The organism is Serratia sp. ID 25-353, assembly GCF_054792795.1.
Map to the genome: position 1 here is coordinate 1495186 of NZ_CM139236.1, position 22876 is coordinate 1518061.

General features: G+C 59.4%; 21 protein-coding genes. 10 read left to right on the forward strand and 11 right to left on the reverse strand.

Annotated features, from left to right (window positions below):
* The first annotated feature begins 171 nt into the window (after positions 1 to 171).
* On the forward strand, positions 172 to 1743 hold the full coding sequence (tyrR, locus tag ACYF6X_RS07200) for a transcriptional regulator TyrR (RefSeq protein ID WP_063990012.1): 1572 nt from the start codon (positions 172 to 174) through the stop codon (positions 1741 to 1743).
* A gap of 57 nt (positions 1744 to 1800) precedes the next feature.
* Here the strand turns inward: tyrR and tpx are convergent, their stop codons facing one another.
* Positions 1801 to 2304, reverse strand: coding sequence for a thiol peroxidase (tpx, locus tag ACYF6X_RS07205; protein WP_063990011.1), 504 nt, complete (start codon positions 2302 to 2304; stop codon positions 1801 to 1803).
* 225 nt (positions 2305 to 2529) lie between these two features.
* Between tpx and ycjG the strand changes: the two genes are divergently transcribed.
* Positions 2530 to 3504, forward strand: coding sequence for an L-Ala-D/L-Glu epimerase (gene ycjG / locus ACYF6X_RS07210; protein WP_063990010.1), 975 nt, complete (start codon positions 2530 to 2532; stop codon positions 3502 to 3504).
* Positions 3505 to 3507: 3 nt separating this feature from the next.
* On the opposite strand, the gene mpaA is transcribed toward ycjG, so the two are convergent.
* Complete coding sequence (mpaA, locus tag ACYF6X_RS07215; RefSeq protein WP_063990009.1) at positions 3508 to 4215, reverse strand: murein tripeptide amidase MpaA; 708 nt, start codon at positions 4213 to 4215, stop codon at positions 3508 to 3510.
* A gap of 206 nt (positions 4216 to 4421) precedes the next feature.
* Here mpaA and ACYF6X_RS07220 point away from each other — a divergent pair, with 206 nt between their 5' ends.
* Both ACYF6X_RS07220 and ACYF6X_RS07225 read left to right on the forward strand, forming a co-directional pair.
* Positions 4422 to 4772 (forward strand): hypothetical protein, encoded by a 351-nt coding sequence (locus tag ACYF6X_RS07220; protein WP_063990008.1) that lies wholly within the window; start codon positions 4422 to 4424, stop codon positions 4770 to 4772.
* 159 nt (positions 4773 to 4931) lie between these two features.
* Complete coding sequence (locus tag ACYF6X_RS07225) at positions 4932 to 6566, forward strand: peptide ABC transporter substrate-binding protein (protein WP_060439841.1); 1635 nt, start codon at positions 4932 to 4934, stop codon at positions 6564 to 6566.
* Positions 6567 to 6723: 157 nt separating this feature from the next.
* Here the strand turns inward: ACYF6X_RS07225 and ACYF6X_RS07230 are convergent, their stop codons facing one another.
* The 3 genes from ACYF6X_RS07230 to ACYF6X_RS07240 all read right to left on the reverse strand — a co-directional run bounded on the left by ACYF6X_RS07230 (position 6724) and on the right by ACYF6X_RS07240 (position 8914).
* On the reverse strand, positions 6724 to 6972 hold the full coding sequence (locus ACYF6X_RS07230) for a hypothetical protein (protein ID WP_004930507.1): 249 nt from the start codon (positions 6970 to 6972) through the stop codon (positions 6724 to 6726).
* 194 nt (positions 6973 to 7166) lie between these two features.
* Positions 7167 to 8258 (reverse strand): hypothetical protein, encoded by a 1092-nt coding sequence (locus tag ACYF6X_RS07235; protein ID WP_107226285.1) that lies wholly within the window; start codon positions 8256 to 8258, stop codon positions 7167 to 7169.
* Positions 8210 to 8914, reverse strand: a complete 705-nt coding sequence (locus ACYF6X_RS07240; protein ID WP_107226284.1) for a hypothetical protein — start codon at positions 8912 to 8914, stop codon at positions 8210 to 8212. Before ACYF6X_RS07240 ends, ACYF6X_RS07235 begins: the two co-directional genes overlap by 49 nt.
* A 155-nt stretch (positions 8915 to 9069) precedes the next feature.
* Here ACYF6X_RS07240 and zntB point away from each other — a divergent pair, with 155 nt between their 5' ends.
* Positions 9070 to 10053 (forward strand): zinc transporter ZntB, encoded by a 984-nt coding sequence (gene zntB / locus ACYF6X_RS07245; RefSeq protein WP_107226283.1) that lies wholly within the window; start codon positions 9070 to 9072, stop codon positions 10051 to 10053.
* Positions 10054 to 10271: 218 nt separating this feature from the next.
* On the opposite strand, the gene ACYF6X_RS07250 is transcribed toward zntB, so the two are convergent.
* From ACYF6X_RS07250 to nifJ, 3 genes are all read right to left on the reverse strand, one after another.
* Positions 10272 to 10670 carry a VOC family protein gene (locus ACYF6X_RS07250; protein ID WP_004930496.1) on the reverse strand — a complete coding sequence of 133 codons (399 nt, stop codon included), beginning with the start codon at positions 10668 to 10670 and terminating at the stop codon, positions 10272 to 10274.
* Positions 10671 to 10816: 146 nt separating this feature from the next.
* The gene (ttcA, locus tag ACYF6X_RS07255) at positions 10817 to 11755 is read right to left on the reverse strand and encodes a tRNA 2-thiocytidine(32) synthetase TtcA (protein ID WP_107226282.1); all 939 of its coding nucleotides are present in this window, start codon (positions 11753 to 11755) and stop codon (positions 10817 to 10819) included.
* 229 nt (positions 11756 to 11984) lie between these two features.
* Positions 11985 to 15518: a pyruvate:ferredoxin (flavodoxin) oxidoreductase gene (nifJ, locus tag ACYF6X_RS07260; protein ID WP_130017390.1), complete on the reverse strand. Its 3534-nt coding sequence runs from the start codon at positions 15516 to 15518 to the stop codon at positions 11985 to 11987.
* A 238-nt stretch (positions 15519 to 15756) separates the two neighbouring features.
* On the opposite strand from nifJ, the gene ssmE reads away from it, so the two are divergent.
* Positions 15757 to 16089, forward strand: a complete 333-nt coding sequence (ssmE, locus tag ACYF6X_RS07265) for a multidrug efflux SMR transporter SsmE (RefSeq protein WP_025302985.1) — start codon at positions 15757 to 15759, stop codon at positions 16087 to 16089.
* Positions 16090 to 16588: 499 nt separating this feature from the next.
* Positions 16589 to 16843: a DUF333 domain-containing protein gene (locus ACYF6X_RS07270; protein ID WP_015377999.1), complete on the forward strand. Its 255-nt coding sequence runs from the start codon at positions 16589 to 16591 to the stop codon at positions 16841 to 16843.
* Between the two features lie 29 nt (positions 16844 to 16872).
* Here ACYF6X_RS07270 and hslJ read toward each other — a convergent pair whose 3' ends face one another.
* The 3 genes from hslJ to ACYF6X_RS07285 all read right to left on the reverse strand — a co-directional run bounded on the left by hslJ (position 16873) and on the right by ACYF6X_RS07285 (position 18777).
* Entirely contained in the window at positions 16873 to 17301 is a 429-nt protein-coding gene (gene hslJ, locus ACYF6X_RS07275) for a heat shock protein HslJ (RefSeq protein ID WP_063990002.1), read from the reverse strand.
* A 50-nt stretch (positions 17302 to 17351) separates the two neighbouring features.
* Positions 17352 to 18344 (reverse strand): 2-hydroxyacid dehydrogenase, encoded by a 993-nt coding sequence (locus tag ACYF6X_RS07280; protein WP_063990001.1) that lies wholly within the window; start codon positions 18342 to 18344, stop codon positions 17352 to 17354.
* 142 nt (positions 18345 to 18486) lie between these two features.
* Positions 18487 to 18777, reverse strand: coding sequence for a putative quinol monooxygenase (locus ACYF6X_RS07285; RefSeq protein ID WP_063990000.1), 291 nt, complete (start codon positions 18775 to 18777; stop codon positions 18487 to 18489).
* A gap of 140 nt (positions 18778 to 18917) precedes the next feature.
* Between ACYF6X_RS07285 and ACYF6X_RS07290 the strand changes: the two genes are divergently transcribed.
* From ACYF6X_RS07290 to ACYF6X_RS07300, 3 genes are all read left to right on the forward strand, one after another.
* Positions 18918 to 19742, forward strand: coding sequence for a LysR family transcriptional regulator (locus tag ACYF6X_RS07290; RefSeq protein ID WP_130017392.1), 825 nt, complete (start codon positions 18918 to 18920; stop codon positions 19740 to 19742).
* A 323-nt stretch (positions 19743 to 20065) separates the two neighbouring features.
* Positions 20066 to 22678 (forward strand): YdbH family protein, encoded by a 2613-nt coding sequence (locus ACYF6X_RS07295; RefSeq protein WP_130017393.1) that lies wholly within the window; start codon positions 20066 to 20068, stop codon positions 22676 to 22678.
* A complete protein-coding gene (locus ACYF6X_RS07300; protein WP_004930472.1) occupies positions 22675 to 22872 on the forward strand; it encodes a YnbE family lipoprotein in 198 nt (65 codons plus the stop codon). The genes ACYF6X_RS07295 and ACYF6X_RS07300 overlap by 4 nt, the downstream gene beginning before the upstream one ends.
* Positions 22873 to 22876: the final 4 nt, after the last annotated feature.

Below are 22876 nucleotides of genomic sequence, written 5' to 3' on the forward strand. Positions count from 1 at the left end.
GTAGGCTAAAATGACGCCGATGCTGTTATCCGCTTGCGTTTAAAATCAGCAACCACGGCAATAAATCGGAGTTCTGTCAACTTTTGCTGACAGACTGCTTCTACCGCCCGGTGCGAGGGAGTATCATCATCGTCAATGATCCCCGCACCTGCAGAGATAAGGCCAACACTGATGCGTTTGGAAGTATTTTGCGAAGACCGCCTCGGTCTCACTCGAGAATTACTCGATCTTTTGGTATCGCGCAGCATTGACTTGCGTGGCATCGAAATCGATCCCATCGGCCGCATTTACCTCAATTTCTCCCAGCTGGATTTCGATACTTTCCGCGCGCTGATGGCGGAGATCCGCCGCATCGCCGGCGTGACCGATGTGCGCACCGTCAGCTTTATGCCTTCCGAACGCGAGCATCGCGCGCTGCGTGCGCTGCTGGAATCGATGCCGGAACCGGTATTCTCTATCGATATGAAGGGCAAGGTCGAGCTGGCCAACCCGGCGGCGCAGGCGCTGTTCAGCCTGAACGAAGACAAGATCCGAAACCAGACCGCCGGGGCGCTGATCGGCGGCTATAACTTCAGCCGCTGGCTGGAGAGCGAGCATACGGCGCCGCATTCCGAGCGGGTGGTGATCCGCAGCCAGGACTTCCTGATGGACATCACGCCTATCTACCTGGAAGACGAACAGCAGCAGCCGGCCGCGGTCGGCGCGGTGGTGATGCTGAAGTCCACCGCGCGCATGGGCCGCCAGCTGCAAAATTTGTCGGTGAACGACGATACCGAATTCGACCACATCGTCGCGGTGAGCGCCAAGATGCGTCACGTGCTGGAGCAGGCGCGCAAGTTGGCGATGCTCGATGCGCCGCTGCTGATCGTCGGCGATACCGGTACCGGCAAGGATATTCTGGCCCGCGCCTGCCATTTGCGCAGCCCGCGCGGCAAACAGCCGTTCCTGGCGCTGAACTGCGCCGCACTGCCGGATGACGTGGTGGAGAGCGAACTGTTCGGCCATGCGCCGGGCGCTTATCCCAACGCGCTGGAAGGCAAAAAGGGCTTCTTCGAGCAGGCCAACGGCGGCTCGGTGCTGCTGGATGAGATCGGTGAAATGTCGCCGCGCATGCAGACCAAACTGCTGCGTTTCCTCAACGACGGCACCTTCCGCCGCGTTGGCGAAGAGCATGAGGTGCACGTCGACGTGCGCGTGATCTGCGCTACCCAGAAAAACCTCACCGAGCTGGTGCAGCGCGGCGAATTCCGCGAAGATCTCTATTATCGCCTCAACGTGCTGACCATCACCATCCCGCCATTGCGCGAGCGTCCGCAGGACATCATGCCGCTGACCGAGCTGTTCGTGGCGCGCTTCGCCGATGAACAGGGCGTGGCGCGGCCCAAGCTGGCGAACGATCTGGGCGGCTTCCTCAGCAAATATGGCTGGCCGGGCAACGTACGCCAACTGAAAAACGCCATCTACCGCGCGTTGACGCAAACCGAAGGCTACGAGCTGCGGCCGCAGGATATCGTATTGCCGGAGTTCGAGGTGGAGATGTCATTGGGCGACGAGGTGCTGGACGGTTCGCTGGACGACATCAGCAAGCGTTTCGAGCGCTCGGTGCTGACGCGCCTGTATCGCACCTATCCCAGCACCCGCAAGCTGGCGAAGCGACTGGGCGTTTCCCATACCGCCATCGCCAACAAGCTGCGCGAGTATGGCCTGAGCAGCCGTAAAGGCGGCGCTGAGGGCGAGGAATAAGAAAGGCGCCGTGCGGCGCCTTTTATGGGTATCCAAAGCCGGCGAACGCCGGCTTTGTTATTTCAGCGCAGCCAGCGCCGCGTCGTAGTCCGGCTCGGTGGTGATTTCGTTCACCAGCTCGCTGTACAGCACGTTATCCTGGCCATCCAGCACCACGACCGCACGTGCGGTCAGGCCTGCCAACGGGCCTTCGGCGATTTCGACGCCGTACGCCTGCTTGAATTCGGTGCCGCGCAGGGTGGACAGGGTAACCACGTTGCTCAGGCCTTCCGCGCCGCAGAAGCGAGACTGCGCGAACGGCAGATCGGCGGAGATGCACAGCACCACGGTGTTATCCAGGCCGCTGGCCAGCTGGTTGAATTTACGCACCGAAGTCGCGCAGACGCCGGTATCGATGCTAGGGAAGATGTTCAGGACTTTGCGTTTACCCGCGAAGCTGCTCAGCGCCACGTCTGACAGGTCTTTGGCAACCAGTGAGAAGGCCTTGGCCTGTTCGCCCTGCTGTGGCAGCTTGCCCGCTACGCTGACCGGATTGCCTTGAAAATGTACTGTCTGAGTCATTGCTAGATTCCTTTTACAGGTGTTTATACAAAGGGTATGAACCTGATGAAACGGTGCGCCGGTAACGGCATTTAACATCAGGTTCACACCCTGGCGCCAGTTTATGACAACCGGGGCGGATTGGATATCAAAGTTTGCTAAATAGTTGTATATATTAGGCTGTTCTATAAAACATCACCGGCGCATCAGCCTGGCTGAATGCGCAGTTTTCGCTCAGGAGCCGTTATGAGAGACATGCGTTTTTACCCGGAAGCCTGGCCGCTGCATACCGCCTTCGTGATTGCGCGCGGCAGCCGCACCGAAGCCCGGGTGGTGGTGGTCGAAATCGAACAGCAGGACGTGCGCGGCATCGGTGAATGCACGCCGTACCCGCGCTACGGCGAGAGCGAGGAATCGGTGATGGCACAGCTGGCAGAGATGGCGCCGGCGATCGCACAAGGCATGACCCGCGAACAGCTGCGGGTGCAGATGCCGGCGGGCGCCGCCCGCAACGCGCTGGATTCGGCGCTGTGGGATCTGGAGTGCCGCCTGCACGGGCAGAGCCTGTGGCAGCGCAGCGGCGTGACGGCCCCGGCGCATATCCGTATGGCGCAGACCGTCAGCATCGGCACGCCGGAAGCGATGGCCTTCGCCGCGCGTGAACTGGAGCAGCAGGGTGCCACGCTGCTGAAGATCAAACTCGACGATCACTATATCAGCGAACGATTGGTGGCGATCCGCGCTGCGGTGCCGCAGGCGACGCTGATTGTCGACGCCAATGAGTCCTGGCAGGCAGAAGGGCTGGCGGCGCGCTGTCAGTTGCTGGCCGATCTTGGCGTGGCGATGCTGGAGCAGCCGCTGCCGGCCGGTGACGACGCCGCGCTGGAGCACTTTATTCATCCACTGCCGATCTGCGCCGATGAGAGCTGCCACACCCGCGCCGATCTGCCGCGGTTGGCGCAGCGCTATCAGATGGTCAATATCAAACTGGACAAAACCGGCGGCTTGACCGAGGCGTTGGCGCTGGCGCAGGCCGCGCGCGAACAAGGATTCGCTATCATGCTCGGCTGCATGTTGTGCACGTCGCGGGCGATATCTGCCGCCTTGCCGCTGGCGCCGGCGGCCCGCTTCGTCGATCTGGACGGCCCAACCTGGCTGGCGCGGGACGTCGAACCGGGCCTGGCGTTCGAATGCGGGGCGATCGTCGATATCGCCCCGTAGGGATTAATTCGGGTAGGTCAGCAGCTCGGTCATCGCGTCGATGTAGCGCTCGCTGGCGGCATCGGCGGAGATCGGCGGGAATTCGGCGGTGATGCACGGCAGCGACAGATCCGCGCACCAGCTGCCGAACGAACCGGGCGTTTCATAACCGACGCTGGTCACCAGCGGCAGCTCGAACTTATGCGCCAGCCAAACGCCGAGTCGCGAGCTGGCGGGATCTTCGATGCAGGCCAGCGGCTCATGGAACGACACCACCCAGTGCGGCTTCAGGCGATGGATCAGGTGACACAGCGCCTGAGTTTCCGGTTCGGAACCGGGGCGCCCGCCGGTGGAAAGCTTGACGTCGCGCACCGGCGCCGCGCTGTTCCAGCGGTAGACGGTGTCGCCGGAGCGCCAGTTGGCGGCCGGGAAGTTGCGGTTCAGATCGACGCCGTTGGCATTGGCGCGCAGCCCCAGCTGGCAGCCGTCGGGGTTGACCGCCAGCACCACGTGGTGACGCAGTTGCTCGGGCGCAATGCTGCGCAGCGCGCAGGACAGGGTCACGATGGCGGCGCTCTCATCGCCGTGGGTGCCGGCGATGATAAGCCCAGTCTCCGGGCCGCTGACCGCCGCCGGGAAATAGAGCAGCGGCGCGCCCAGCAGCGAGCTGCCGTAATTCTCTCCTGCGACGGCCAACTGGCCACGTTCACTGCGCGGTCGATGTTCGGTCATGGTGTTGTCCCTGAGTAAAAGGCCGAGAGTCATTGTCATTTTATTCAGTGTATTACGCTTTGAGGCATCTTTCCCATCGCAATTGTGCGGCGTTTGCGCGATCTGTGACGCGGCGGCGGCGAAAACGCCAATTAAACCGCACCTGGCCTGACGCTGTTGTTATACTAACGGCAGTGCTAAGCCAATCACCCGCAAGAGGATTTAACATGCCAGTAGCCAGAATCATCGCCAGCTATAGCGAAAATGAAAATGATACCATCACGCTGCTGTGCGGCGTGGACGCTGAAAACCAGATCCGCCAGGGGGAGTGGTTCGGCGTGGTGAAAAACGACGACGGGCGCGGGGACGAATCGAACTATCCGTTCACCCTGCATATCGATTACCAGAAAGATGTCTTCTACCTTGATTACGGCTACGACGACGCCGACGCGCGTCAGCTGCAAAAAACCGATATTTCGGCCCGTCCGCTGGCTGAGAAAGGCTTTTTCACCGTGTTCGATGAAGAAGAGGGCGAAGAGTTCAGCTACCGCATCGACAGCATCCACCTGTACGACTGACGGTCGCTGCTGCAAACACCGCCCGTGCCGCCCTGCGCCGCACGGGTTTTTTTATCGCCTGAATCGCACTTTTTGCAACTTCTCGGCCGTGAGCGCTAGGCCGGACGGATCTTGTGCTATATGATAAAAAATTCAGATGGTTAACGGGGGAACATCATAATGACGGGAAGAAAAATGCAACGGGGTTTTCGTTTGGCGCTTTGCGCGGCGGCGATCGGCGCCTGTATGAGCAGCGCCATGGCGGCGCAGGTTCCCCCGGGCACCGCGCTGGCGGCCAAACAGGAAATCGTGCGCCACATTAAAGACGAACCGGCCTCGCTCGATCCGATCAAAGCGGTTGGCCTGCCGGAGGCCCAGCTGGCGCGCGATCTGTTCGAAGGGCTGGTCAATCAGGACGCCAACGGGAAAGTGATCCCCGGCGTCGCCACACGCTGGCAGACCAGCGACAACCAGACTTACATTTTCCATCTGCGCAAAGACGCGCGATGGTCAAACGGTGACCCTGTCACGGCGAAGGATTTCGTCTACAGCTGGCAGCGGCTGGTAGAGCCGAAAAATCTGTCGCCGTTCGCCTGGTTCGCACAGCTGGCGGGGATCCAGAACGCCGAACAGATCATCAGCGGCAAATTGCCGGCCGATCGCCTGGGCGTGTCGGCGCCGGACGACTACACGCTTAAAGTGCAGTTGGACAAACCGGTGCCTTACTTCGTCAGCCTGACGGCCAACTTCAGTCTGTTCCCGGTGAATAAGGCGGTGGTGGAAAAATACGGCAACGACTGGACCAAGGTCGGCAATCTGGTGGGCAACGGCGCGTTCAAACTGCAGGAGCGGGTGGTGAACGAGAAGCTGGTGCTGACGCCTAACGATCATTACTGGGATCATGCGCATACCGTGCTGACCAAAGTGACCTTCGTGCCGATCAACCAGGAATCCAACGCCACCAAGCGTTACCTGGCGGGTGACATCGACATCACCGAATCCTTCCCGAAAAACATGTATCAGAAGCTGCTGAAAGACATTCCGGGGCAGGTGTACACGCCGGACCAGCTCGGCACCTATTACTACGCGTTCAACACCCAGCGCGCGCCGACCAACGACGTGCGGGTGCGCCAGGCCTTGTCCTACGCCATCGATCGCAAGATTATCGCGGAAAAAGTGTTGGGCACCGGCGAAAAACCGGCCTATCACTTCACGCCCGACGTGACCGCCGGGTTCAAACCGGAGGCGAGTTTGCTGCAACAGCAATCGCAGGCGGAACTGGACGCGCAGGCCAAGGCGTTACTGCAGGCGGCCGGCTACGGCCCGAACAACCCGCTGAAGCTGACGCTGCTGTATAACACCTCGGAAAGCCACCAGAAGATCGCCATCGCCGTGGCCTCGATGTGGAAGAAGAAGCTCGGCATTGACGTCAAGCTGCAAAACCAGGAGTGGAAAACCTATATCGATAGCCGCAACACCGGCAATTTCGACGTGATCCGCGCCTCCTGGGTGGGTGACTATAACGAAGCGTCGACCTTCCTGTCGCTGCTGACCTCCACCCACAGCGGCAACATCGCCAAGTTCAAGAATGCGGATTACGACAAGCTGCTGGCGCAGGCGGGGCGGGAAACCAATCCCGCGGCGGTGACCGCCGATTACAACAAGATGGAGCAGATCATTGCCGATCAGGCGCCGATCGCGCCGATTTACCAGTACACCAACGGCCGCCTGATCAAACCGTGGGTAAAAGGCTACCCGATCACCAATCCGGAAGACGTGGCCTATAGCCAAACGATGTATATTATCAAACACTGATTGGGCTTATTTTCCGCCCCCGCGTAATGCGGGGGCTTTATTTTTTCGACGGTGCAACGAATAGGGTAATTAATTTCTCCACGCGATAAACCCCGTTTAATAATAAACAGGGTTGCCATCATCACATTATTTTCGCTATTTCAGAGAGTGGTTACGCTTATAGACAGTCCCGCATGGCATCCACTACCACCCGGCCGCTCATGTCGGTTTGGGTGATGCGATAGCTGGTGGGATAAGAGCGGCGAGTGCTGAAACGATCGTGGACGGAGACCTTGCCAATCTGCAGGCCGGCGGCGTTTTTCACCACAAACTCACTGATCTCTTCCTGGCCCTGGTTTTGCAAATGGATATTGCTGATTTTTTCCAGCGTGTCACTGGCGTTTATTTTTAAATGGTCGCGTAACATAACTACCTCCTCGTAGTGAGAAAAGTATATGCCCCTAAAATTTGCGCTGAAACAGCTTTGTGTTGATTTATTATTATCATTTTGAATTAAAATTGATAGCAATATGTTAAGTCATAATAATAACGGCATTGCCAGCGCTTTATCGGCGATATTGTCTGATTTATCGGCAAGGGTTTATTTCATTGCCGTTATTATTAGTCTGCATTAATGGGGAAAAGTGCCCGCCTGGCCGCCGGGGCGGGAAATACGCAGGCGACGTTGTGCCCGCAGCCGGGAACGATCGTTAACCGATGCGGCTTCTCCGGCGCCAGATAACGCCGATCGTAGTCGGCGTAGGCCAGGGCGCGTTGTAAACGGTAGGGGCCCTGCAGCTGGGCGGCGCAGGATTTGTCGAGTACTCGATAGTAGGCGCCCGGCGCGGTACCGGTATCCTCGGCGGCGGCCAGATAGGTGATATCGGCCGCCACATAGCGCAGGCGGGCCGCGTTTGCGGTGCGCTGCAGGTGAGCGGGAAGCGCTTCCAGCCCGTATTTCCATCGGTTGGCCTGTGGGCACTGGCCGGCGTTCACCGTTTGCCAGCGGAATCGACACGTTTTTTCACTGCTGCAGCGCTCCCCGTTGGTTGGCTGGGGGCGCAGATTATCAAAGTAGAGCCAGCTGCCGGGGTCGGCTACCACATAGCGCAGACGCACTCCGCCTGGCGGATGGGCAAAGCCGACATAATGCTGCACGAACTGGGCGCCGGCGGAAAAACCGGCCACGGTTATCGACTGCAGCGACGGCCAGCGCCGTTTCAGGTCGGCCAGCAGGCTATCCATGGCGTTGAACGAGCCGGTTTTGCCGTCATTATCCAAACCGCCTGCGATCCAGGAGCCGCAGCGCCACAGAGCGTCGCCGTCTTGCGGCTGGGGCAGACCGGCGGAATGGCAGTGGGCGGCGAGTTTTTCCGGCACCGGGAACAGCGGGGCGACCAGCAAGCCGTTGTCTCCCGCTCCCTGCGCGGCGTCGATCGCCGCTTGCAACGACTTGGCGGCGTCGCGTGGATGCCCGTGCATCACCACCAGTGCGGTGCGTGGCTGGGGGGATTGAGCGTGAGCGACAAAATAAGGCAGTGAACCCGCCGCCGTCGGCGCGTGATAGGGCGTGGCGAGACGCTCCAACAGCGGCTCTGCACGAACCGATTGGCTCAACAACAACAGAGCGGCCATTGCGATGCAGCGCAGGCGGCGCATCCTCGTCAGGTCCGGCGCAGCGCAGTGCGCATTTGTTTCAGAACCTCCCGGCATCGTTGTTCCTCACGCGCTCGTTGATAGTAGCGATAAAAGGCGCGTTCCGAGCTGAGGTTACCCGCGCGTGCCAACTGCCTGAAGGTCAGATATGTCAGGCTGAGCATAATGATAATAAATAATAAGCCAGGGAACAGCAGCTGCCAGCCGTTGGTTATGCGTGCATTAGGCAGATAGCTGAGTGAATAGGGCGTAATCAATACCCCTAACTGCTGGAGTCCCCATTGAGTCAAAGCGGGGAACAGCACCAGCAGCGTAACGAACACCAAATACAGCAAAAAGTAGCGGCAGGAAAGCAGGAAACGTTTGAAAGCGTTATTGGCGCTTGGCCGCAAAACGAAGCCTGCGGACGTGGCGCGCAAGATTTGCTGGCGGCCACCGGTGAAACGATAGCGTTCCAGCGCCGCTACGCTGTCCGGCAATGCCAGCAGCAGCTGCAGCGCAACAAGGCCGGCGCTGCTGTTGCCGATATAGTCGCGAAAGCGCAACAGGCGTATGGGAGCGCTTTGGGGCTTCTCGACGGATTCGAGCAGGTTTAGCAGCTTATCGTGGTTTTCCCGCCGAATGCGAAAAGGGGTTTTGACGACGGCGATAAACAGCGTAATGACGGTCGGTAAGACGATTTTCAAGATATCTGCGGCGCTGATTTGTAACATGCGAGTCTCCTCTCGGGCTGTCTTGCGTTCCTTGCGGCAGAAGTATAGACCACGCTTATAGGACAATGTGAAAACTGGCGTTACAGCTTGGCCTTTGATCTCCAAGGCGTTAACGCTAGACTCAGCAACATAAGCAAGACTGAGGGGATAAATGAATGGATGTGATTGAGGGGAGCGAGCTGCAGATCGCCGATGCGGTTTACGCTTATCAGCTGGACGGTAAGGGGGGCGTAACGCCGATCGAGCAGGATGACAAGATCACCTGCGACGCGCCGTGCTGGCTGCATCTTGATTACGCGCACCCGGCCAGCGCTGAATGGCTGAGTACCACGCCGCTGCTGCCGGACTCCGTGCGCGAAGCGCTCTCCGGCGAAAGCTCACGGCCGCGAGTCAGCCGCCAGGGCGAAGGTACGATGATCACCCTGCGCAGCATCAACTTCAACGCCAACTCACGGCCGGACCAGCTGGTCACCATCCGCGTATACATCACCGATAAACTGATTATTTCCACGCGGCACCGCAAGGTGTATTCCATCGATCAGGTGGTGAACGATCTGCAAAGCGGCGCCGGGCCGACCAACAGCGGCAGCTGGTTGGTGGAGATTTCCGATGCGTTGACCGATCACACCAGCGAATTTATCGAGGATCTGCACGACAAGATTATCGATCTGGAGGACGCCTTGCTGGAGCAGCAGGTGCCGGAGCGCGGCCAGCTGGCGTTGATCCGTAAACAGCTGATCGTGCTGCGCCGTTACATGGCGCCGCAGCGTGACGTCTTCGCACGGTTGGCCAGCGACCGCCTGCCGTGGATGAGCGATGACGATCGCCGCCGCATGCAGGACATCGCCGACCGTCTGGGGCGGGGATTAGACGATCTGGACGGCAGCATCGCGCGCACCGCCATCTTGTCCGACGAAATCACCACGGTGATGGCCGACGCGATGAACCGCCGCACTTACACCATGTCATTGTTGGCGATGGTATTTCTGCCGACCACCTTTCTGACCGGGTTGTTCGGGGTCAACCTTGGTGGTATTCCGGGCGGCGGTAATCCCCTCGGATTTGCGGCATTTTGCCTGATGCTGGTCGGGTTGGTGCTTGGCGTCGCCTGGTGGTTGAAGCGCAGCCGCTGGCTGTAGGCAAAAATGACGAAAACCCGGTTAACATTGAGCAATATCAACATTTAGCTGGGGGAAATGGGGCATGATCTCTCTCGCAGGTGAATGCAACGTCAAGCGATGGGCGTTGCGCTCCATAATTGTCTTACTTTCTTATTTTTGAATTACTGCATAGCACATTTGATTCGTACAATGCCGGTTTAATCACCGGCATTTTTTTATTCGGCTTCTACACTTCTTCAGGCCGCGCTTTCATCCCAGAAGCTGGCTTCAATCTTGTGCCCATCCAAATCCCGAACAAAGCAGCCGTAGTAAGCCTCACCGTAGTGCGGCCGCGAACCGGGCGCGCCTTCATCGACGGCGCCGGCCAGCAGCGCCTGACGATGGAATTCATCCACCTGTTGCTTGCTGGTGGCGAAAAAACCGACGTGCGTACCGTTGCCGGGCGAGGCCGGGCGGCCGTCGATCGGCACCTGCAGCCAAAACTCCGGGTAATCGCGGCCGTAACCGATGGCGCCGGGATGTTCCAACACGCGTCGGCAACCCAAGGCGGCCAGCGCACGATCGTAAAAGGCCGCGGCGGCCTCGAAATCGTTGGAGCCTAGCGAGACGTGGGACAGGCAGGGGGTAATATTCATTGCGCGCTCTCCAAGTGACTGTATAAATAAACAGTATAGGGTAAAAACGGCACCGCCCAGTAAATTTTGCGCAAACTGTGAACAGGATCGAGATCGTCGAGAAAGGGAAATGTCGCCGCTCGCAGGATGGCAAGCGGCGAGGGGGCTTATTTGATTTCCAGCACGTTCAACCGCTCCGGCGCAGGCAGCGCGTCGTCCGAGTCTTCCGGCTGCCAGCCGACCGGCTGCATCGGGATGTCTTCACGATCGAAGGCCAAATCGCCGCCGTCCACCACGGCGCTACCGTGGTGAATGCCTTTGAAATCGAACAGGTTGATATCGCTCAGGTGCGAAGGCACCACGTTTTGCATGGCGCTGAACATGGTTTCCAACCGGCCTGGGTAACGCTTGTCCCAGTCGCGCAGCATGTCGCCGATCACCTGGCGCTGCAGATTAGGCTGCGAGCCGCACAGGTTGCACGGAATGATCGGGAAGGCTTTGGCGATCGAGAAACGCTCGATGTCTTTCTCGCGGCAATAGGCCAGCGGACGAATGACTACGTGCTTGCCGTCGTCGCTCATCAGCTTGGGTGGCATGCCTTTCATCTTGCCGCCGTAGAACATGTTGAGGAACAGCGTCTGCAAAATGTCGTCGCGGTGGTGGCCCAGCGCGATCTTGGTGGCGCCCAGTTCGGTGGCGGTGCGGTACAGAATGCCGCGGCGCAGGCGCGAGCACAGTGAACAGGTGGTTTTGCCTTCCGGGATCTTGTCTTTGACGATGCTATAGGTGTTCTCTTCGACGATCTTGTACTCTACCCCCAGGCTTTCCAGGTAGGCGGGCAGAATATGCTCCGGGAAGCCGGGCTGTTTCTGATCGAGATTGACCGCGATCAGCGAGAAGTTGATCGGCGCACTCTGCTGCAGGTTGCGCAGGATCTCCAGCATCGTGTAGCTGTCTTTACCGCCGGACAGGCAGACCATGATGCGGTCGCCTTCTTCAATCATATTGAAATCGGCGATCGCTTCACCTACGTTGCGGCGCAGGCGCTTTTGCAATTTGTTCAGGTTGTACTGCTCTTTTTGGCTAACGGATTGCTTTTCTGACATTTAAATCGTGCTCATTCTCAATGGGGGGCACTAGGGGCATGGCGTTGTAGACCGCGAGTTTACCATTCAACCGGCCGATTTTGATCATTATTCATCATCCTGCCGCCACGCGCCCGACGCGAGGCCTGTATGGTACGGATTGCGCGCAGGAATGCCAGCAGGTTTTATTGCTGCGGCTTACGCCGGCGGTAAAAGAACAGGGCGCGAATCGCTCGCGCCCTGAAGGGGATTACTCAGTGGCGGATTTTTCCGCCTTGCCGGCCAGCAGGCTGAGGAAGTCGTATTTCTCCTTCAGCTCTTTCTCGGCGGCCTGATACAGCGCGCTGGCCACTTCCGGCTGCTGCGAGTTCAGGCGGCGGAAACGCTGTTCTTTCAGCAGCGTTTCCGTCAGGCTGCTGTTCGGCGGCCGTGAGTCCAGCGCCAATGCGGCCTTGCCCTCGGCGCTGCGGCGCGGATCGAAGCGGTACAGCGGCCAGAAGCCGGTGGCGGTCAGCTGTTTCATCTGATCGTGACTGAGCGCCAGATCGTAGCCGTGCTCTTCGCACGGGCTGTAGGCGATGATCAGCGACGGGCCCGGATAGGCTTCGGCCTCCTGAATCGCTTTCACCGTTTGGTTAAGCTGCGCCCCCAGCGAGATCTGCGCGACGTAGACATGGCCGTACATCATCATGCTGACGCCCAAATCCTTGCGTGCCTTGCGCTTGCCGTGTTCACCGAACTTGGTCACCGCGCCGAGCGGCGTGGCCTTCGACTGCTGGCCGCCGGTGTTGGAGTAGCACTGGGTGTCGAGCACCAGCACGTTGACGTTCTCCGTCAGGCTGAGCACGTGATCCAAACCGCCGAAGCCGATGTCGTAGGCCCAGCCGTCCCCGCCGATCAGCCAGATGGATTTATCCACCAGGTAGTCGGCGTCGGCCGCCAGCTGGCGTGCGTCTTCGCCTTCGAGACTTGCCAGCAGCGCGCGCAGTTCGGCGATCTGCTGACGGCGCGGCTCCGGCGCCACATCTTCCATCTGCAGGGCATTGACCAACTGCTCCGGCAACTGCGGTGCCAGCGAATTCAGCAGGCGCAGCACCCGCGCGCGATGTTGATCGACCGTCAGGCGGAAGCCCAGGCCAAATTCGGCGTTGTCTTCGAACAGCGAGTTGGCCCACGCCGGGCCGCGCCCTTCGGCGTTGGTGGTGTACGGCGTGGTCGGCAGATTGCCGCCGTAGATCGACGAACAGCCGGTGGCGTTGGCGATCAGCAAGCGGTCGCCATAGAGCTGGGTCAACAGCTTGATGTACGGCGTTTCACCGCAGCCGGAGCAGGCACCGGAGTACTCGAACAGCGGCGTGATCAGCTGCGAGGTGCGAATATCGATGCGCTCCAGCTGCGTCGGATCGATTTCCGGCAGCTGCAGGAAGAAGTCGTAGTTGTCTTTCTCCGCCGTCAGATTATCGAGGCGGGAAGCCATGTTGATGGCCTTGACCTCCGGGTTCTGGCGATCTTTCGCCGGGCAGACCTCGACGCACAGGTTACAGCCGGTGCAATCTTCCGGCGCTACCTGCAGCACGTATTTCTGGCCGCGCATATCGCGCGCTTTGACATCCAGTGACTGCAGGGAGGCGGGGGCGTGCTCCATCTCCGCCGGCTGAACTACCTTGGCGCGAATGGCGGAGTGCGGGCAGGCGGCGACGCAGTGGTTGCATTGGGTGCACAGGTCGGGCTGCCAGATCGGGATCTCTTCGGCGATGTTGCGCTTTTCCCATTGGGTGGTGCCCACCGGCCAGGTGCCGTCCGGCGGGAAGGCGGAAACCGGCAACGCATCGCCCAGCCCGGCCAGCATCGCGGCGGTAACGGTTTTGACGAAGTCCGGCGCGGCGTCCGAGACCACCGGCGGGCGCATCGGGCTGCTGGCGTCGATCGGCTGCAGCGGGATCTCGGTCAGCGCGGCCCGGGTGGCGCCCAGCGCCTGCCAGTTGCGTTCGACGATCTCCTGGCCCTTGCTGCTGTAGCTGCGGGCGATGGCGTCCTGCAGCTGTTGCAGCGCCACGTCGCTCGGCAGGATCTGCGTCAGGTGGAAAAACGCCATCTGCATGACGGTGTTGATACGCGCGCCGAGCCGGCATTCGCGCGCCAGCTTGGCGGCGTTGATGATATAGAAACGCGCCTGGCGTTGGTGCAACAGCGCCTGAACCTCCTGCGGCAGGCTTGACCAGACCTCGTCGGCGCCGTAAGGGGTATTGAGCAGGAAGGTGCCGCCGGGCTTCAGGCGTTCGACCATTTGGTACTTATCGATAAACTGCAGCTGGTGGCAGCCGACGAAGTCCGCGCGGCTGACCAGGTAAGCCGAATTGATCGGCTGCTCGCTGACGCGCAGGTGCGACACCGTCAGGCCGCCGGCCTTTTTGGAGTCGTAGACGAAATAGCCCTGGGCATACAGCGGCGTGGCGTTGCCGATGATCTTGATGTTGTTCTTGGTGGCCGAGACCGAGCCGTCGCTGCCCAAACCGTAGAACAGCGCTTCCAGCGAGGCGCGCTGCGGCAGGATTTCGTCGCTCAGCGGCAGCGAAAGCCCGGTGACATCATCGAAGATGCCGACGGTAAAGCGCGGGCGCGGCTGCGGCTGGGCCAGCTCACGGAACACCGCCAGCGCGCAGTCGGGGCCGAACTCTTTCGACGACAGGCCGTAACGGCCGCCGATCACCCGCGGCAGCGTGGCGCGTTCACCCCGGCTGTAGGCTTCCGCCAGCGCGGTCATCACGTCCAGATACAGCGGCTCGGCCAGCGCGCCCGGTTCTTTGGTGCGATCGAGCACCGCGACGCTGCGCACGCTGTCCGGCAGGGCGTCGAGCAGGTATTTGGCGGAGAACGGCCGGAACAGCCGGACTTTCAGCACGCCGACTTTCTCGCCGCGGGTCAGCAGGGTGTCGATCACCTCTTCGCAGGTGCCGGCGGCGGAACCCATCACCACCACCACGCGTTCGGCCTGCGGATGGCCGTAATAGTCGAACGGCCGATAGTGGCGGCCGGTGAGGGCGGCGAAGGCCGCCATGGCGTCGATCACGTGCTGGCCGGTGGCGTCATACCACGGGTTGGTGGCTTCACGCGACTGGAAATAAGTGTCCGGGTTGGCGGAAGTGCCGCGCACCACCGGATGATCCGGCGACAGCGCCCGGCTGCGGTGAGCGTCGATCGCCGCCTGCGGCAACATTTGCCGCAGCGTATCGTCGCTGAGCGGCACGATCTTGTTGATCTCGTGCGAGGTGCGGAAGCCGTCGAAGAAATGGATAAACGGCACGCGCGCGTTGAGGGTGGCGGTCTGCGAGATCAGCGCGAAGTCCTGCGCTTCCTGCACGCTGCCGGCGCACAGCATGGCGCAGCCGGTCTGGCGTACCGCCATCACGTCAGAATGGTCGCCGAAGATAGACAGCGCGTGCGTGGCCACGGTGCGCGCGGCGACGTGCAGCACGAACGGCGTCAGCTCGCCGGCCAGTTTGTACAGCGTCGGGATCATCAGCAGCAGACCCTGCGATGACGTGAACGAGGTCGACAGCGCGCCGGTTTGCAAGGCGCCGTGCACGGTGGCGATCGCGCCGCCTTCCGACTGCATTTCCACCACCCGCGGGATGTCGCCCCAGATGTTTTGCCGGCCATCGCCGGACCAGGCGTCCGCCTGCTCCGCCATGGTAGAACTTGGCGTGATAGGGTAGATGGCAATCACTTCGTTGGTGCGGTAGGCCACGGAAGCGACTGCGTTATTACCATCTGTAGTTATCATCGACATTACCTTTTCATTGCTCACAAAGCCGCGAAAGCGCACTTCCGCAGTAATGGGAAAAAGTCTAACAGAGGGTTTGAACGTGGCTTTATCGTGTTTGTGTGGCGAGTGATAAATCGCCAAGGGCGTATTTCCTCGCCGATTGGGGACCGGCGGCAATAAATTGTTTTCACCGTTTAAAGACAATTTATTTCCGGCGCGTCATAATTGCGCATCAGCAAACTGACAGAAGAAAACCATGAGCGCATTTATGTATTTGACGATGGCGATAGTCGCGGAAGTGATCGCCACCACCATGTTGAAAGCCTCCGAGGGCTTTACCCGCCTGTGGCCGTCGCTGCTGGTGGTGCTGGGCTACGGCGTGGCATTTTGGGGGCTGTCGATGGTGGTCAAGAGCATGCCGCTGGGCATCGTGTATGCGATTTGGTCGGGCATGGGGATTGTGCTGGTATCGATCGCCGCGGTATTCGTTTATCAGCAAAAATTGGATTGGCCGGCGATCGTCGGCATGGGATTAATTATTGCCGGCGTGCTGGTGATTAATTTACTGTCCAAAGCCTCGGTACACTGAGTGTTATTTTAATGTGAAAAAAGGCCGGCGTGACAGCAAGTCGCGCCGGTTGAAGAATTCAGCCATCATTCACTGAAAATAGTGGAATGCTAATTACTTAGCGCCGCCAGCATAGACGTAAATATCCTTCTCTCCGGTAGCAAAAAATGCGCCGTCTCACTCAAAGCACGCGAAGATAATGAATACCGATATCGCGAGAGAAACTTCCTCATCGGCAGCGGTGACGTTATCACTTTCTGCGTGCGGCCGGGGCCTGGCTGCGGGTGGCGCCGTCACGTTTGGCACCGCGCGCCGGTGCGGAAATATTCTGCAAACAAAATAAATGTTCGGCCGGTGCAAAAAAATGACAAATAATGGCTGGAATATATTTTCATTATTTATATATCGAGCTAGATTAAACAAGTTTGCATCAAAGATAGCGAAACGTGTCCGCCAAGTGACGCGCGTTATCAGCAATGGCGATTTTACACAGCGCAGTTCCGGGTTCAGGAGTGGAATAATGACGACATCAAAATGGCTGCTTGCCAGCGCCGTGCTGCTTTTAGCCGCGTGCAGCAGCAATAACGAAGAGCCAGTACAGCAGGGCAACAGTGCCAGAATCAATACGTTGCAGACCAGCGCCGGTTGCGCGGCGGTCGGCGGCGTCACCACCATCGCGCACAACCTGAACGGTGAAGCGCTGCGCATGTGCCAGATGCCGAACGGCAAGCAGTGCGAAGAACGCACGCTGGGCCTGGGCAGCTGCGCCGGGTAAGCCCGCGGCGCCAGGCCTGGCGTGCAGGATCAATACACCCAATCGCGCAGGGTATAGATAAGCGTGTGGCCGCTGCCGTTGAGCGTCAGTTGCTGGGCGTTTAGCGTTACTTCGGCGCCGTTTTCCAGCACGGTGCCGATCACCCGATCCCAGCGGTTGCGCTGTTCATCAGGGCACAGCCTGCGGGTCGTGGCCAGCGGTTTCACCGTCAGCACGCCGTCGCGTAATTGCCCCTGGCCGAAGAAGCGGTTGCACATCGCGCCGGAGACATGCAGGCTCTCGCCGAACTCCAGATTGAGCAGGCCGCCGCCCGCCGGTGACATCGCCGTTTCGCCATCCACGCTTTGCAACACGAAGTTGTGATGCAACAGATCGCCTGGCGTGACGGCCGTGTGTGGTTTCATGCTGCACCCCGCTAAGGCCAGCGCCGCAAGGGCGGCTACCGTGGTTTTTCTCATCGCGCGCTCTCAAATAAACAGGGCGCCGCAAGGGCGCCCCGAGGTTACGCTCAGGCGTTCAACTGGTTCGGGCAGGTTTCGCCGCGATCCAACTGGCTGATGTTCTGCAGCGTGGTTTGCGAAATGCTGGTCAGCGCCTCTTCGGTCAGGAAAGCCTGATGGCCGGTAAACAGCACGTTGTGGCAGGCCGAGAGGCGGCGGAACACGTCATCCTGAATCACGTCGTTCGACTTGTCTTCGAAGAACAGATCGCGTTCATTCTCGTAAACGTCCATCCCCAGCGCGCCGATTTTCTGCTGTTTCAGCGCATCGATGGCGGCGGTGGAGTCGATCAGCGCGCCGCGGCTGGTGTTGATCACCATCACGCCGTTTTTCATCATCGCGAAGGCGTCGGCATTCAGCAGATGGTGGTTTTCCGGCGTCAGCGGGCAATGCAGGGTGATCACGTCGGACTGCGCGTACAGCGTTTTCAGATCGACATATTCCGCGCCCAGTTCCAGCGCCTGTTCGCTCGGGAACGGATCGTAGGCCAGCAGCTTCATGCCGAAGCCTTTCAGAATGCGCATCGTCGCCACGCCGATTTTACCGGTGCCGATCACGCCGGCGGTGCGGTTGTGCATGTTAAAGCCGATCAGCCCTTCCAGCGAGAAGTTGGCGTCGCGCGTGCGTTGATAGGCGCGGTGAATACGGCGGTTCAGGCACATCATCATGCCTACCGCGTGTTCTGCCACAGCTTCCGGCGAGTAGGCCGGCACGCGCACCACCTTGATGCCCAGTTCTTGGGCGGCGTCCAGATCGACGTTATTAAAACCGGCGCAGCGCAAGGCGAGAATTTCGACGCCCAGCGCCGCCAGTTCTTCGAGCACTTCACGGCTGCCGTCGTCGTTGACGAAGAGGCACACCGCCTTGCAACCGGCGGCCGTTTTGGCGGTTTTTTTACTGAGTAAAAAGTCGAAGAATTCCAGCTCATAGCCAAACTGCTGATTCACCAGTTCGAGATATTTACGGTCATACTGTTTGGTACTGTATATCGCCAATTTCATCGTGGTTTCTCCACCGTGATTTTGTGATCAATTTAACAGATTTTAGTAAATTCGACAATTGGTTAGCAGTTTGTCCAGTGCGGGGTTTGTTCGATCAGACAGCGGAATGAAACCGGCCCGCATTGGGCCGGTTCACGCGATGTTAGCGAGCGATTTCCGTGTAATGATGCTCATCGTAGTCATGGGTCAAATACCCGTTGACGGCATCGTTAAAGGCGATCCAATGCGGTGTTTTCTGGTGCGCCGCAAGCGACGCCTTATCGTCCCAGTTTTCAATCAGCGCATAGCTGTTTTCATCGTTCTGGCATTGCCAAAGCTGATAAAAAGAGCAGCCGGTTTCTTTATTGGATTCCTGCACCATGGTGTTGAGCAGGCTGAGAAACGCGGGTCGCTTGGCCGGGTTGACCTGAAAAAAGACGTTAAGCGTGATCATGGTTTATTTCCTCGGTCGGGAATGAAACTGGATATCTCCAGGGGGCAGCATTGTGCTGACAGCGAGGATTTTACGGGCTTGATGACTGACTAAAAGTGAAATAAAGTTCGTGAGTTATTCACTTTTGGTGAAGGCTTGATATGTTTAAACGTGCCCAGTTAGCCACCTTTTGCATGGTGGTGGAGTCGGAGAGTCTGACGGCAGCGGCGGAGAGGCTGTTTTGCGTGCCCTCTAACGTGACCAAGAAATTAAAAGAGTTGGAAACGGCGTGTGGCGTTACGCTATTTGATCGTGAGCGCAATCGGTTGTCGCTTACGCCGGAAGGCCGAGCGCTTTACCAAAAGGCCAAGCGCTTTTTGGCTATCGAAGAGCGGGCGCGAGCGCAGCTTGAACAGGATCCGGTGCAGGGTGAACTGAAGCTTGGCGCGCTGGATATCGCCTTGAGCCATCATCTGCCGCAAAAGTTGGCGCATTACCGTGCGCAGAACCGCCGTGTTCAGTTGAGTGTGGTGCAGGGCTATTCGCTGGATCTGGAGTTTCAATTGCAAAAAGGGACGCTGGACGTGGTGTTTTCTGATGGGCCGATAGAACATCCGCAGTTGCAGAGCCGGCGTGCTTTTCAGGAGCGTTTGGTCTTCATTGGCGGGGCGTATCAGCCAGCGTTGTTGGCAAAAAGCGATCTCTATGTTTATTCGCGGCAATGCCACTATCGCCATCTGGTGGATGCCTGGTTGCAGAAGCAGCAACTCATCCCCGCCGCGCTGCTGGAGGTGGAATGCTACGACGTGATATTCGCCTGCGTCACCGCGGGGTTGGGGTATGCGTTTGTCCCTGAAAGCCTGGCGCGACAGCGAGAGGTTGCGTATATCGAGTGCGGGAATGAAATGCGCAGCGATATTTATGCTATCTGGCGTAAAGCGAGCGACAGCCACATAGTACAGGCTTTTATTGAGGCCGTGATTTGAAATTAGCGGCAAAAAAATCCCCACGGGGGTGTGGGGAATGGCTTCTCTAGTACACAGTTAGCTAGCAGCTGAACTTTTATTAGAATGGTTGCAAGACTATTAATCATCAACGGTAACGACAATAACAAAAGTCTGAAAACTGTCCTATTTATGTGATGTATATGTAACGAAAATCTACAACCCGCACACGTTTGCGCCAAAAAGGTGCAAATCGCTTCTGCGACCGCACTCAGCTTCACCCTATGTCAAATTCGTGCCATCATTATTGTCAATTCAGGCATAGACTTAATGGATGCCTAACTCAGGAACGAAGCAATCATTTAATGACCAGGCGATTGAAAGTATTCATAGGGACGGTGGCGGGCTGCGCAATTCTGGTGCTGGCGTTGTGGCAAACTTTGCCGCGCTGGCTGCCGGGGGTGTTATCGCATTGGTTGCCGGCGGGGAGCCGCCTGGAGTTGCAGGGTAAATTGCATTGGCATCAGGGCGGCCTGGCGCTGGCGGGGGCGCGTTTCACCGCGCAAGATTGCCTGCTGGCCAACGTCGGGCCGACGCGGCTGGCTTACCGCCAGGGCCGTTGGCAGCTGTCGAGCGATAAGGTCAGCGTCGATAGCGCCTGTTTGTCAAAACTGCCGAGCGGCGACGCCAACAGCGCGCCGCTGGCGCTCGATCAATTGCAGCGGCAACTGCCGTCGCTGGATCTCACCATTAATGATCTGACGCTCATTCCCTGGCAGCGCTATGCCGGCAAGCTGCAGCTTTCCTCCGGCCCTGACGGGCAACGCCTGCATTATCGGGGGCCGAATCTCAGCGCCGAGGCACAGCTGGATGAAAAACAGCAGCTGACGTTGCAGAGCCTGAGCGTCGTCCCACCCAACAGCGCGCAACCGCTGCACCTCGCCGGCAAGATAACTCTTCCGCTGGATTTGGCCAGCCTGCCGACGCAGGGCGCGCTGCAGGGGGAAATGCAGACCGCCTATCTGGAAAAACCGGTATTGCTGGACATGCGCTGGCAACAGCAGCAGGGCGTGTTGACGGTAAGCGAAAAAGGCGACGATCGGCCGCTGGCGGTGTTGCCGTGGGAAGTGACCCCGCAGCGGGTCAGCATCAAGCAGGGCGAGTGGCGTTGGCCATACAGCGGGCAGCCGTTGAACGGCGGCCTGAACATCGCGCTGCACGACTGGAGCAAAGGGTGGGATGAAACGGAGATCAGCGCGCGGCTGAACGTGATCACCGCCGGCCACAACGGCAAGGGCAATGCGGTGCTCACCCTCGGGCCGGGCAAGGTAGGGTTGACCGACAGCGATCTGCGCTTCCAACTGACCGGCCAGGCCAATCTGGCCGACTTCTCCACCACCGCGTCAATCCCGGGCGTGATCGGCGGCAGCATTCTTAATCCGACGCTGGTGCTTCAGCCAGGTTCGCTGCTCCGTCTGTGGGGCAAGGTGACGCCGGAAATGACGCTGGAAGAGGCGCGTTTGCCGCTGGCGGGCGTGAAGGTGACCGCCGCCGGCATCACCGGCCGCCTGCAGGCGATTTTGAGCGCCAGCGACAGTTATTGGGGGCGCTTCAAGCTGCACCTGGACGGCCAGGCGCAGGATTTCTGGCCGGACAAGGGCGACTGGCAGTGGCGTTACTGGGGCAACGGCCGGTTGCCGCCGCTGCAGGCTGCCTGGGACGTCGCCGGCAGCGGGCGCTGGCAGGACAGCGAGCTGGTGCTCGACAAGCTCTCCACCGGCTTCGACAAGTTGAAGTACGGTCTGGTGACGGTCGCCGCGCCGCGCCTGAGCCTCAACCAACCGCTGCGCTGGCAGCGTGATGAACAAAGCCCGCAGCTCAACGGCGAACTCCAGCTGGCGGCGGATAAGGTCAGCTTCAGCGACGGCGGCCATCTGCCGGCGCCGGTGCTGGCGCTGCAGCTGAGCGGCCGTTCGCCGGACAGTTTCCAGCTGCAGGGCAAACTGCAGGCGCAGCAGATCGGGCCGATCGCGCTGCGCGGCCGCTGGGACGGCGAACGCCTGCGCGGCGAAGCCTGGTGGCCGAAACAGTCGCTGAAGGTCTTCCAGCCGCTGCTGGCACCGGATCTCAATCTCACGCTGCGCGACGGCGAGTTTTACGCGCAGTCGGCGTTTTCCGCTGCCCGTGAACAAGGCTTCGAGGCCGGCGGCCACTGGGTGGTGAAAAACGGCGGCATGTGGCTGAAGGACGGCGAGATGAGCGGCCTGGACTTCATCCTGTCGTACCGGTTCAAGCAGCATCAGTGGCTGCTGGGTGCCAAACAGCCGGTGTCGCTGCGCATCAAGTCTTTCAGCAACCTGTTCGAGATGCAGAACATTTCCGCCGATCTGCAGGGCACCTATCCTTATAGCGAAAGGCAGCCGCTGACGTTGAGCAACGTCGGCGTGGACATGCTCAACGGGCATATCAGCCTGTCGGCGCTGCGGTTGCCGCAGCATGACGCTGCGGTGCTGAAACTGGACAAGGTCGATCTCAGCGCGCTGTTCACCGCCCTGAAACCGAAGCAGTTCGCCATGTCCGGCCGCGTCGACGGCGAGCTGCCGCTGTTCCTGAACCACCCCAAGTGGCTGGTGCAAAACGGCTGGATCGCCAATGCCGGCACGTTGACGCTGCGGCTGGACAAAGACATGGCCGACGCCATCGGCAGCAACAACCTGGCGACCGGCGCGGCGATCGACTGGCTGCGCTATATGGAAATCAATCGTTCGCACGCCCGGGTCGACCTCGACAACCTGGGTGAGCTGACGCTGAGCGCGCGCATCGACGGTATCAACCCGCAGAAGAGCGCTAAGCGTGAGGTGATCCTGAACTATCGCCATCAGGAAAACGTGTTTCAGCTGTGGCGCAGTTTGCGCTTCGGCGACAATTTACAGGAGTGGCTGGAGCAGGCCCTCTCACAACCTGGGGAGCAACAATGAAAATCATGAGTGTGTCGGCGCTGGCAGCGGTGCTGTGCGTTTCGCTGCTGAGCGGCTGCGTGCCGCGCATCGAGGTGGCGACGCCGAAGGATCCGATCACCATCAATATGAACGTCAAGATCGAGCATGAAATTCATATCAAGGTGGATAAGGACGTCGAAAACCTGCTGAAAACCCAAAGCGGTCTGTTCTAGGAGC